Below are 11,880 nucleotides of genomic sequence, written 5' to 3' on the forward strand. Positions count from 1 at the left end.
CTATTCTTCCGCAAATTTCGAATCGAAGAGCGCTTCGATCGCCTGCACCGCTTCCTTTTCGTCGGAGCCGTCCGCTTTCAGCGTGATGCTCGTATTGTAACCCGCCGCCATCGTGATGACACCCATGATCGATTTTGCATTCACTTCCGTGTCGCCGAGAACGAGCGTAAGCTCGCAGTTGAATTTATTTGCGGTCTGCGCGATGAGCGCAGCGGGCCGCGCGTGAATGCCTGCACGATTTTTTACGATCAGCGTTTTTTCAATCATATCGTCATCCTTTAATAAAAACAAAATTAATAATTAATAGGAATCATCGCTGCTGTTGTATGCAGTCTGCGCTTCTCCCGTTTCGATCCATTTGAGCACGTTTTGATTGAAGTCACGTGCGGAATTGTATCCCATGCGCTTTAAGCGTTCGTTCATCGCCGCAGCTTCGATGATAATCGGCAGGTTCCGCCCCGGCCGCACCGGTATTTCGAGAACGGGAATTTTGACGCCGAGTATATCCATGTATTTTTGATCCGTGCCGAGGCGGTCGTACACTTTATCGGGATCCCAATCTTCGAGTTCGACGACGAGCTGCACTTCTTTTTGATCGCGGATGGCGCCGACGCCGTAGAGCTGCGATACGTTGATAATGCCCAGTCCCCGTATTTCCATGTGGTGGCTGATAAATCGATTTGCACCCTGTCCGAGCAGGATATTGCCGTTGACGCACCGCAGTTCGATGATGTCGTCCGCAACGAGGCGATGGCTCCGTTCTATGAGTTCGAGCGCGGTTTCGCTTTTACCGACACCGGAGTGTCCGACGAGCAGTATACCGATGCCGTACACTTCGACGAGGACGCCGTGCATCGTTTTTTTCGGCGCGAAGGTATTCGATAAAACGCGAATGAGGCGGCTTGAAAATTCGGTCGATTCGAGCGACGTCTGTAAAATGGGGCAAAAGGCTTCTTCCGCTATCGAAAGAAAATCTTCCGGCGGCTGTATGCCGTACGAAAAAACGCAGCAAGGAATATCGTATTCGAAAATCTCTTTCAGCGATGAGAGATTGTGTTCGGCGTGGAGCTTTTGCAGATACGCGCTTTCGCCGCGGCCGAAAAGCTGTACGCGCTGATAAGCGAAAGATTCGTAAAAACCGGTAAGCGCAAGACCCGGACGGTTGATGTCGGGAGCCGTCATCGCGCGGGGCAAACCGCGCCGTCCCGCGATGCACGTCAAATACAGCGCGTCGTGCCCGGGCAGGTCAAGCTCAAGCAAATCAAGGACGGTGAATTTCTTATCGGCCATGATTATACTATACACATATATTGATGAAAGCGCAAGGTTTAAAAACGGCAAACCCGCCTTTCGCCCTATCAATTATTTTTTCATTTTCCGCCACAGCGTCGAACGGTTGATGCCGAGTATGCGGCACGTTTCCGAAACCGAATTGCCGGTCTTTGCAAAAACTTCCTTGATATATCGATCTTCCGCTTCTTTAAGCGACACCTTTTTTTCACCGAGAGAAAGCCGATCGGTACTCTCGCTTCCGTCCGTATCGAATTTCGATTGCATATGCCTGCCGTAAAACGGATCGGGAAGTCCCGCGCACAAATCTTCTTCTTGTATGAAATCCCCCTCGCCGATGATAACGGCTCTCTCTATCATACCCTGCAGTTCGCGTACGTTTCCTTCGTACACATAGCGCTTCAAAAACGAAAGCGCTTCACGGGTAAATCCCGCAAATCGTTTCGTATAGCGTCCGTTGTATTTCCGTAAAAAGGATTCCGCCAAAACGGGAATATCTTCCGCACGTTCGTTCAGCGGAGGAATATACAGACGCAGCGTATTCAATCGATATAATAAATCCTTGCGAAATTTTCCGTCCGCGACGAGTTCATGCAGATTTTTATTCGTCGCGCAGATGAGCCGTACGTCGAGCGGAATATTCGCATCCCCTCCGATACGCATCACTTCGCGTTCCTGTACCACACGTAAAAGGCGTCCCTGCAATTCAAGCGGCAGCTCTCCGATTTCGTCGAGAAAAAGAGTCCCCGTATGCGCCATTTCAAAGACACCTTCTTTTCCGCCCCTGACACCGCCGGTAAACGCGCCTTCCGCATATCCGAAGAGCATGCTTTCAATAAGCGCGGGCGGAAGGGCGGCACAGCTGACTGCAACGAAGGGTGCAAGCCGGCGTTTGCTTCCGTTATGAATGCTCTGTGCAAACAATTCTTTTCCGACGCCCGATTCGCCTTCGATCAAAACGGCGGAATCGTAATTGCAGATTTTTTGAGCGATCGCGATGCAATCGCCCATAACGCGGCTTTTATAAATTATCGTCGCAAACGAATACTTTGCCGTAAGCCGCTTTTGCACGAGTTTTTGCCGTATCTTTTTTTCACGGCTTTGCACATCGGTAATATCCTGAAATACCGCGATTGAACCGTGTTGTTTTCCGCCGGATTGAATCGGATAATTGCTGATTTCTATTTTCGACGAACCGATTCGGCGCAGTTCGTCGGAAAGCGGCACATTGTCCGCGATTTCTCGAATAACCGCACCGTACCGATCGAGGACGCCGAGCGGCATATTCGATAAATCTTTTTGCTCCATACCGAAGATGCGGCACGCCGGCGCATTGACCGCAACGATCCTGTTATTTTCATCGGTCGCAAGCACACCGTCGTGAACGGAATCCATAAGTGTGCGATACCGATCGATGAGTTCTTCTTCGCGTTCTATCGCATCGAGAACCCGCTCGGCTTCATCGAACGCATCTTCGAGCGATCGCTCTCCGCTTTCGAGCAAAAAACACGTATAGCCGAGAGCACTTCCGGTACGGCACGTGACCGCATCTCCGACAATCACCTTTGCGCCTGAAGCGACGCATTCTTTTATTTTATCTTCGACCGAATCATTATTATTTTTCAGTTCCGCTCTGATAACGCGCTTTCCCAATTCTTTCAGCAGTTCGTACCCGTTCATACTGTTCGCATAGCCGACGACTCCGATAACATCGTCGATATTTTGCAGCGCTCTGATCGTCTCCGCAAAATCGATCGGACTCGTTTTTATCTCAACGACGGGAACGGGTGAAACGTATTGAATGAGAGAATATGTTCCTCCCCTGCTGATAAGAATTTTCGCACCGTTTTTAAGGGCATCCGAAGCCGCGATAAGGCCTGCGGACAAATCGCCGAACACCGCAGTGATATTCGTATAATGTCTTTTTTCAATAACATGTTTCGCATCCGAAAGCATTTTTTCATACGGTGCAATCAATACGATATCGCTCATGCGTACAAGTATAGCACGTATTTGCTCTTTCGTTTCCGTTTCATTATATTTTATACGTACCCACATAAGGATTGCGATATGGAAGAAATCAAACAAAAATTTTTAACGGGCGAACGCGCACTGTTCCAAGCGCACGACATGAAAATCATAGACACGATTTTTGCCGACGGCGAATCGCCGCTGAAGCACGCGTCGGATATCGAACTTGACGGCTGTATGTTCAAATGGAAATATCCGCTGTGGTACGGTAAAAACATCACTGCAAAAAACTGCACGTGGTTTGAAACGGCGCGCGCGGGCGTATGGTACACGGATACTGTCACGGTCGAAGACAGCGTCATCGAAGCGCCTAAAAATTTCCGCAGATGTCGAAACGTACGCATCGTAAACGCGGACTTTCCGAACGCGGCGGAAACGTTTTGGTCGTGCGACGGCGTCGTATTTGAAAACGTCAGAGCAAAAGGTGACTACTTTGCAATGAACAGCCGGAACATGAAAATCGACAATTTCATCCTTGACGGAAACTATCCCTTCGACGGCGCGCAAAATATCGAAATCAATAATTCGAAACTCATTTCAAAAGATGCGCTGTGGAACGCCGAAAACATCGTCGTTCGCAATTCATTCATATCGGGCGAATATCTCGGCTGGAATTCGAAAAACTTGACGTTTGAAAACTGCACGATCGAAAGCTTGCAGGGTATGTGTTACATCGACAACCTCATCATGAAAAACTGCAAACTCATCAATACGACCCTCGCTTTCGAATACTCGTCCGTAGATGCCGACATAACGAATACGATAGACAGCGTCTTTAATCCTTCAAGCGGCACGATACGCGCCGAGCGCATCGGAAAGCTCATCGTCGAAAAAGATAAAGTCGATCCGGCAAAAACGAAAATTATCTGCAAGGAATAAAATTGACAATCGATAAACGGCGGTGCGCAAAAAATTAATAATCCGATCGAATAAAAATTAATAAAATCAATACGGCTGTCGAAACCGAAAGTTTTTGACAGTCTGAAACGCATACATACAGGAGCGGTTAAAATGGCAGCATACGATTTCGATACGATCGTCGATCGGAAACATACGGCGTCGTATAAATGGGATGTAAAAGACGGTGAACTTCCTATGTGGGTCGCCGACATGGATTTTAAGGCCGCGCCGGAAATAATCGATGCACTTTCGGAACGCGTAAAGCACGGCGTGTTCGGCTATCCGATCATCGAAGACGATTGGTACGACGCCCTTATCGGCTGGTGGAAAACGCGGCACAACTTCGCAATTGAAAAAGAACGGCTTTCGTTTTGTACGGGCGTCGTGCCCGCTCTTTCGAGCGCCGTACGGAAGTTTTCGACGCCCGCCGAATACGTCGTCGTTTTGACGCCGGTATATAATATTTTTTTCAATTCGATCGTCAACAACGGCAGACGCATTCTCGAAAGCCCGCTCGTGTACAAAGACGGCGCGTATGAAATCGACTTTGCCGATTTCGAAAAAAAGCTCGCCGATCCGCAAACGTCGCTTTTTATTTTGTGCAACCCGCACAATCCCGTCGGAAAAATTTGGAATGCAAAAACGCTTGAACGCATCGGTCAACTCTGTGCGAAGCACGGCGTCACCGTCATAAGCGACGAAATCCACTGCGACCTCACCGATCCCGGCGCCTCCTACGTACCTTTCGCATCGGTTTCGGAAACCTGCGCTATGAACAGCATCACCTGCATCGCGCCGTCGAAAGCGTTCAATATCGCAGGCCTGCACACCGCAGCCGTATTTTCAAAAAATCCCAAGCTTCACGCGAAGATCGATCGTCAGCTCAACACCGATGAAGTCGCGGAGCCCAACGTATTCGCATGTATCGCTGCTGCTGCGGCATTTACGAAAGGCGGGGCATGGCTCGACGAACTTCGCGCGTACATTTTCGAAAATAAAAAAGCGGTGCGCGAATTTATTAAAAATGAAATTCCCGAAATCTTTGCCGTTCCGTCGAACGCGACCTATCTTTTGTGGCTCGACTGTTCGAAAATCACCGACGACTCGAACGACCTTGCGCATTTTATCAGAAGCGAAACGGGACTCTACCTTACCGCAGGCGCGATTTACGGCGGAAACGGCCGCACTTTTCTCCGCATGAACGTCGCCTGTCCGAGATCGACGGTGAGCGACGGACTTGCGCGGCTGAAAGCGGGTGTGCATGCATATTGCAGCAGGAAAGGATAGTGCGTACGGGGCCGGACGACCGCTGCATTTTCCGCGAGCGTGCGTGGTATTTTCCGCGATCGATACGCTCGGCAAGAAGACGCTATATGCACGGAAAGAGAGACAATCGTAGAGCAATCGCGTCGACAAAGCGTTTTTAAGCAGCACCGTCCTGAGTGCAAATATATTCGTCCCGCCTACAACGAAGACGACGCGTTATTTCAAAAAGCCGCCATCAAAGCGACCGACAAAATCATACTGATAGTCGATCACAGCAAATCCGAAAAAACCGCAGTCTTTTCGGCCGCCGCTCTATCGCAGTTCGATTATGTCGTTTCCAACAAGCTTTTAAGCCCACTATGATTTATAGGGCTAGTATACTCTCCCTGAAAGTCAAAAAATATGCTATAAAAGTGGTATGTTTGCACTTGCAGAAACATTGGAAAAAGAAAGACTTACTCATGCGGTAAATACCGTTATAGAGCACAAGGTACGTTTAGGGCAATATTTTACACCCTATCCGATCGCCCGCTTTATGGCATCTTTATTTCCGGTTACTGATCAAAATATACGGCTGCTCGATCCCGGAGCGGGATTCGGGACACTTGCCTGTTCTTTTCTGGAACGGATTCGGCAGGAAAACTGGAAAGCGTCGGAAGTTCTTGTTTCTGCATACGACATTGATGAATCCGTATTACAAACATTAGAGAAAAATATAATACGGGCAACTGCCTGTTTTAATAAAGCCGACTATGAAATAGTTTCTGAAGATTTCCTTGCAAAAACGGCATTTGAATTCACATGGAATATAAATAAAACATATACTCATGTCATTATGAATCCGCCCTATAAAAAAATAGCAACTCATTCGGCAGAACGGCATTCTGCCCGCGTCTTTGGACTTGAAACAGTTAATTCATACACCGCCTTTGTCGGCGCAGCTATTACAATTACTGAAGACTTAGGCTATATTGTTGCTATTATTCCAAGAAGCTTCTGTAATGGTGTTTATTACAAACCGTTTCGTAAGTTTATTTTAAAGCACTGTGCAATAAAATATATCCATCTATTTAAATCGCGAAATAAAGCATTTAAGGATGAAGCTGTTTTGCAGGAAAATATTATTATTATGCTGCAAAAAAAAGGAAAACAAGAATCGGTAAGAGTATCCTATTGTACGGATGAGTCATTTGTAGATTTTAAAGTATTTGATGCAGATTTTACTCAAATTCTTAATCCTTCGGATAAAGAAAAATACTTGCGTATTCCGGAAGAAAAGAAGATATATACAGAAACATTTTCCGCTTATTCCAGTTTGAAAGATTTACATATCAATGTTTCTACCGGACCGGTTGTTGATTTTAGGAAACGGGATTTTTTACTACAAGGCTATCAAACCGGAGCTTATCCGCTGGTATATCCTATTCATTTACGGCATTTCCGTCTTGAATGGCCGAAGCAATCAAAAAAGCCGAATGCAATTTTGTATTCTGAAGATGTTTCTAAATTACTGTTCCCGAAAGGTTTTTATGTCGCGGTAAAGCGATTCTCAACGAAAGAAGAAACAAAACGGATTGTTGCTTCACTCATTACTCCGCAAGATTTTATCACTGACGGTATTGCGTTTGAAAATCATCTGAATATTTTTCATATAAATAAAGCTTCTTTATCTGAAGAGATTGCATACGGTTTAATTTGCTGGCTTAATTCAACATATATTGATAGAAATTTCCGACTATTTAGCGGGCATACCCAAGTAAATGCAACAGATTTACGAAATATCCCGTATCCTAATCTACAGAAATTAAAAGAACTGGGAAAACGGCTGCAACAATCAAATCAATGGAATCAACGACTTTTTGATTCACTCGCGGAGTCTATCGTATTATGCAATTAAAGGAACAAATACAACAAAAAATTGAAGAGGCAATTAATCTTCTTACTTTGTTTGGAATGCCAAAAGCACAGCAAAATGAACGGACAGCGTATTGCCTACTTTCACTATTAAATATGACACCGGAAAAAGAATGGAAAAATGCTGAAAATCCGTTAATGGGTATCACCCCAATGATAAGCTTTGCAAAAAAATATTATAATAAAATATATGCTCCAAATACACGAGAAACGTTCAGAATATTTAGTACTCATCAAATGGTACAAGCAGGAATAGTTCTCTATAATCCGGACGATCCTGCACGACCGGTTAATAGTCCTAATGCCGTATATCAAATATCAGACGAAGCATTGCAGATAATCAAATTATATAAAACAAAAGATTTTACTAAAATGCTCGGTAATTTTATAAAACAACAACCGACACTTGTACAGCAATACGCACATGAACGTCAAATGAAGATGGTTTCGATCAAAATAAAAGAAAATCATTCAATTCAGATTTCGCCGGGAAAGCATAGCGAATTAATTCGGGATATTATTGAACAAATGGCTCCTCGGTTTTTACCCGAAAGTTTACTTGTATACGTAGGTGATACCGGTGAAAAGTGGGGGTATTACGATCAAGAACTTGCCGGAAATTTATTGTTTAATATACAGCAACATGGAAAAATGCCGGACGTAATTTTATACGCGAAAGAAAAAGCCTTGCTTGTACTTATTGAATCCGTTACTTCGCATGGACCGGTTGACAGCAAACGCTATATTGAACTTAAAGAACTCTTTTCTTCTGTCATGATTGATAAAATATATATTTCTGCTTTTCCTGATAAAAAGATATTTGCGCACTATATCGGCGACATAGCATGGGAAACGGAGGTATGGATTGCAGATAATCCGACACACATGATTCACTTTAACGGTGATAAATTTATCGGGACGCATAAATAAACAAAATCCCCGCATTGACACGCGCCTCCGTTTTTATATATAGTAAAACGAATGTCGAGTTTTGAAAGTATGAGCTGATAAAGTTACGTTGCGGCGAGAACTTCGTTCGTTGCACTCACTACCGAGTTTGCTTTGCAAACTCGCCGTGTATGCCGCGGTCGAGCTTTTCAGGACAGGCTTCCGCAAGCCTAACGCTCGAACCGGCACGCGTCACTCCCCGCACATTGACACGAGCCTCCGTTTTTATATATAGTAAATAAAGCGGTGTTCAACCTGCTTTGCAATTCTGCAAACCGAATTTATCAATCGCAATTCATTTTTAAGGAGTGTTCGTATGAAATCTTGCCTTATAACAAAGATAACGGGAAGAGAAATTATCGACTCGCGCGGAAATCCGACGGTCGAAGCCGAAGTGACGCTTGCCGACGGAACGGTCGGAACGGGAGCCGTACCGAGCGGCGCATCGACGGGTACCTATGAAGCCCTCGAACTGCGCGACGGAGATCCGAAGCGCTTCGGCGGAAAGGGCGTTTTAAAAGCCGTTGAAAACGTAAACCGCGCAATCAACGAAACGCTCGTCGGAAAAGACGCATCCGATATCTACGCGATCGACCGCGCAATGATCGCTGCCGACGGCACGAAAGACAAATCGAAATTCGGCGCAAACGCGATCCTTGCGGTTTCCATCGCAAGCGCACGTGCAGCGTCCGCTTCCATCGGCATTCCGCTCTACCGCTTTTTCGGCGGCATCAATGCAACGAATCTCCCCGTCCCGATGATGAACATCTTAAACGGCGGCGCACACGCGACGAACAGCGTCGACACGCAGGAATTCATGATCATGCCGGCAGGCGCTCCGTCTTTTAAAGAAGGACTCCGCTGGTGCACCGAAGTGTTCCACGCATTGCAATCCATTTTAAAATCGAAAAAACTCGCGACGGCCGTCGGCGACGAAGGCGGATTTGCGCCCGATCTCGCAAGCGACGACGAAACGATCGAAACGATCCTCGAAGCGATCAAAAAAGCCGGCTACGCTCCGGGAAAAGATTTCCTTCTCGCTATGGACGCGGCTTCTTCCGAATGGAAGGGCGGCAAAAAAGGCGAATACAAACAGCCCAAAAGCGGCAAAACGTTTACGTCGAGCGAACTCGTCGCGCACTGGAAATCGCTCGTCGAAAAATATCCGATCATTTCCATCGAAGACGGCCTCGACGAAGAAGATTGGGAAGGCTGGCAGCATTTGACAAAAGAACTCGGCAAAAACGTGCAGCTCGTCGGCGACGACCTGTTCGTCACGAACACCGAACGCCTCATCAAAGGCATTCAAAACGGATGCGGCAACTCCATCCTCATCAAGCTGAACCAAATCGGCTCCATCTCCGAAACGATGGACGCGGTAAAGATGGCGCACAAAGCGGGCTTTACGGCAATCATATCGCATCGCTCCGGCGAAACCGAAGACACGACGATCGCCGACCTCGCAGTCGCGCTCAACGCAGGCCAGATTAAAACGGGTGCTCCGAGCCGCAGCGAACGCGTCGCAAAATACAATCGCCTCCTCCGCATCGAAGAAGATCTCGGAGCCGGCGCGGTATACCCCGGATTCGGCGCATTCAACGTAAAACGCAACGGATAAATTTTCCAAAACGTACGGACGACACGGAACGGAAGAACCTGCCTTCCGTACTTCGGTAACCCTCATCCGCGCTCACGCGCGGACGCTTCGCGGTACTCCACGCAGGCGTAGGCTGCTCGTCCCGCAATCGAACGGCGCACGGATCGGCTTATAACAAAGCCGCCCGTGCGCCTTTTTATTAATAATTTTCCGATACGTTTCGAAATTCCGCCGAATATCGGAAAACGCTTATTTTACCGCACGGACGGTGAGCCAGTGCTTTCCCTCGTTTCGATATGTTTCAATTCGCGTAAATCCCGCCTCTCGAAGATAGCGTTCCAATTCTTCCTTACCGTAGATTTTCATACCGTCTATGATAGTCGTCCACTTTTCATCGGCTTTGTTTTTGCCGTCCGCTTCATTGACGACCATGAAAACGCCGCCGGTTCGCAGCACACGAAATACTTCGGAAAAACTTCGATCGGGACCCGGCCAAAAGTAAACCGTTTCGAACGCGCTCACCAAATCGAACGAAGCGTCGACAAAGGGCAAAGCGGAAACGTCGCCCTGCACGATGCGGCACCTGCCGTTTTGTACGGCATCGGTATTTACTTCCTGCGATTTTTTAACCGACACTTCCGAATAGTCGAGCCCCGTAACTTCCGCCTGCGGGTATCGTTTTAACAATTCCGCGACGTTTCGTCCGCCGCCGCAGCCGCAGTCCAAAATCGCTTTCGGCCGAATGTCGCCGAAAAAGCTCATTCCCCAATCGGCAAGCGGTGCGTGTCCGCGGTTCATGCCGTCGACCATAAGCTTACCCCAAAAGCCTTCGGGCTTTTTCGTATTACCGAATACTTTTTTCAAAATGCCCATTTGCATCCTCCGTTATAAAATACGGTTCCGCATGTACGCTTTATCGCGTTCGCTTTCGCCGCCGGCAGAGTCCGCGTAAAACGTGAAAACTATTTTTTGCCGACGAGCAACGTCGAGCCCGCAAGCTGCAACGACTTCGCTTCTTTCGGCGTCATAAACATGCCCTGCGTCGTATCGATCAGCTCAATCTTTTCATAGCCTTTCGCTTTTAAGTCCGCGACAAAGGCATCCATGTCGCCGTAGCGGGAACGGGACATCAGATCGTGAATCGCGAAGACGCCGCCTTTTTTCAGCACGCGAAGCGTTTCCGAAAGCAGCTCCTGTTTATTTACACCGGTAATATTGTGATATACGTAATTGCTCGTAACCGCATCGAAGCTTTCGTCCGGAAAATCGAGTTTCACCGCGTTGCCTTTTTCGAAGCGTACATTCGAAACGCCTTCGGCTTTTGCATTGTTTTCGCACAGCGCTTTGCTGAACGATCGGTACTCCGCACCCCACGGATCGACGCCGAGCATCGTCCCCTGCGGATTCCGCTTTGCACACGCAATCGTAAGCGCGCCGCTGCCGCAGCCGACATCGAGTCCCGTACCGCCTGAGGGCAGCGTCACATACTTCGCCGTCCCTTCGATAATACCGCGTGCCATCTGCCGCTTGCCGTTATAATCGAATGCACGGTACCAGCGCAAAAACAATACCGCAGCGGCACCGAAGCCGATAAAAAAGAGCGCAAACAGCACCGAAAGCACGGTCCTGAATGTTCCCGAAACGCCGACACCGGCAATTCCGAAAACGGCGAGCAAGATAAACGAAACGCATGTGCAGGCGGTAAAAAGGACGAGCACTTCTTTCGGCACCCAGTTTTTATAATCGGGTTTCATAGATTCCTCCGTGATTGTATTCGTAAAAACTATATCGATTTCTATTGATAATTTCAATCAGTTAGACAGAACTAATTTTTTTAACCCGTATCCGATTCTCCATATAACCGCCGTACGCTGTCAAAATCTTTGCAATACGCTGTAAAACGAATATCGTATCTTGACCTCATATACCGACTT

At 47.4% G+C, this 11,880-nt stretch carries 10 protein-coding genes; 5 read left to right on the forward strand and 5 right to left on the reverse strand.

All coding sequences use genetic code 11. The features are described 5' to 3' along the window. From HRI97_RS12095 to HRI97_RS12105, 3 genes are all read right to left on the reverse strand, one after another. Positions 1-267 carry an HPr family phosphocarrier protein gene (locus HRI97_RS12095; RefSeq protein WP_253725740.1) on the reverse strand — a complete coding sequence of 89 codons (267 nt, stop codon included), beginning with the start codon at positions 265-267 and terminating at the stop codon, positions 1-3. Positions 268-300: 33 nt separating this feature from the next. Continuing rightward, positions 301-1,290 carry an HPr(Ser) kinase/phosphatase gene (hprK, locus tag HRI97_RS12100; protein ID WP_253725742.1) on the reverse strand — a complete coding sequence of 330 codons (990 nt, stop codon included), beginning with the start codon at positions 1,288-1,290 and terminating at the stop codon, positions 301-303. Between the two features lie 72 nt (positions 1,291-1,362). Further along, on the reverse strand, positions 1,363-3,282 hold the full coding sequence (locus HRI97_RS12105; protein WP_253725744.1) for a sigma-54-dependent Fis family transcriptional regulator: 1,920 nt from the start codon (positions 3,280-3,282) through the stop codon (positions 1,363-1,365). Between the two features lie 78 nt (positions 3,283-3,360). Here HRI97_RS12105 and HRI97_RS12110 point away from each other — a divergent pair, with 78 nt between their 5' ends. From HRI97_RS12110 to eno, 5 genes are all read left to right on the forward strand, one after another. Beyond that, on the forward strand, positions 3,361-4,200 hold the full coding sequence (locus HRI97_RS12110) for a DUF3737 family protein (RefSeq protein ID WP_253725745.1): 840 nt from the start codon (positions 3,361-3,363) through the stop codon (positions 4,198-4,200). A 132-nt stretch (positions 4,201-4,332) separates the two neighbouring features. Then, positions 4,333-5,508, forward strand: coding sequence for a MalY/PatB family protein (locus HRI97_RS12115; protein ID WP_253725747.1), 1,176 nt, complete (start codon positions 4,333-4,335; stop codon positions 5,506-5,508). A gap of 397 nt (positions 5,509-5,905) precedes the next feature. Beyond that, positions 5,906-7,384 (forward strand): Eco57I restriction-modification methylase domain-containing protein, encoded by a 1,479-nt coding sequence (locus HRI97_RS12120; protein ID WP_253725749.1) that lies wholly within the window; start codon positions 5,906-5,908, stop codon positions 7,382-7,384. Then, positions 7,375-8,331 (forward strand): BsuBI/PstI family type II restriction endonuclease, encoded by a 957-nt coding sequence (locus HRI97_RS12125; protein WP_253725751.1) that lies wholly within the window; start codon positions 7,375-7,377, stop codon positions 8,329-8,331. Before HRI97_RS12120 ends, HRI97_RS12125 begins: the two co-directional genes overlap by 10 nt. A 334-nt stretch (positions 8,332-8,665) precedes the next feature. Continuing rightward, complete coding sequence (gene eno / locus HRI97_RS12130; RefSeq protein ID WP_253725753.1) at positions 8,666-9,967, forward strand: phosphopyruvate hydratase; 1,302 nt, start codon at positions 8,666-8,668, stop codon at positions 9,965-9,967. Positions 9,968-10,195: 228 nt separating this feature from the next. Here eno and HRI97_RS12135 read toward each other — a convergent pair whose 3' ends face one another. Next, a complete protein-coding gene (locus HRI97_RS12135) occupies positions 10,196-10,819 on the reverse strand; it encodes a class I SAM-dependent methyltransferase (RefSeq protein ID WP_253725754.1) in 624 nt (207 codons plus the stop codon). 89 nt (positions 10,820-10,908) lie between these two features. Beyond that, positions 10,909-11,700, reverse strand: coding sequence for a class I SAM-dependent methyltransferase (locus HRI97_RS12140; RefSeq protein ID WP_253725755.1), 792 nt, complete (start codon positions 11,698-11,700; stop codon positions 10,909-10,911). Positions 11,701-11,880 lie beyond the last annotated feature (180 nt).

Origin of the sequence: Treponema socranskii subsp. buccale, assembly GCF_024181585.1 — a bacterium.
GTDB lineage: Bacteria > Spirochaetota > Spirochaetia > Treponematales > Treponemataceae > Treponema_D > Treponema_D buccale.

Excerpts from the sequence above, each read along its gene's own strand:
- HRI97_RS12110 (WP_253725745.1), top strand. The coding sequence starts at position 3,361 with ATGGAAGAAATCAAACAAAAATTTTTAACGGGCGAACGCGCACTGTTC.
- HRI97_RS12105 (WP_253725744.1), bottom strand. The coding sequence starts at position 3,282 with ATGAGCGATATCGTATTGATTGCACCGTATGAAAAAATGCTTTCGGAT.
- HRI97_RS12095 (WP_253725740.1), bottom strand. The coding sequence starts at position 267 with ATGATTGAAAAAACGCTGATCGTAAAAAATCGTGCAGGCATTCACGCG.
- eno (WP_253725753.1), top strand. The coding sequence starts at position 8,666 with ATGAAATCTTGCCTTATAACAAAGATAACGGGAAGAGAAATTATCGAC.
- HRI97_RS12140 (WP_253725755.1), bottom strand. The coding sequence starts at position 11,700 with ATGAAACCCGATTATAAAAACTGGGTGCCGAAAGAAGTGCTCGTCCTT.
- hprK (WP_253725742.1), bottom strand. The coding sequence starts at position 1,290 with ATGGCCGATAAGAAATTCACCGTCCTTGATTTGCTTGAGCTTGACCTG.
- HRI97_RS12125 (WP_253725751.1), top strand. The coding sequence starts at position 7,375 with ATGCAATTAAAGGAACAAATACAACAAAAAATTGAAGAGGCAATTAAT.
- HRI97_RS12120 (WP_253725749.1), top strand. The coding sequence starts at position 5,906 with ATGTTTGCACTTGCAGAAACATTGGAAAAAGAAAGACTTACTCATGCG.
- HRI97_RS12135 (WP_253725754.1), bottom strand. The coding sequence starts at position 10,819 with ATGGGCATTTTGAAAAAAGTATTCGGTAATACGAAAAAGCCCGAAGGC.
- HRI97_RS12115 (WP_253725747.1), top strand. The coding sequence starts at position 4,333 with ATGGCAGCATACGATTTCGATACGATCGTCGATCGGAAACATACGGCG.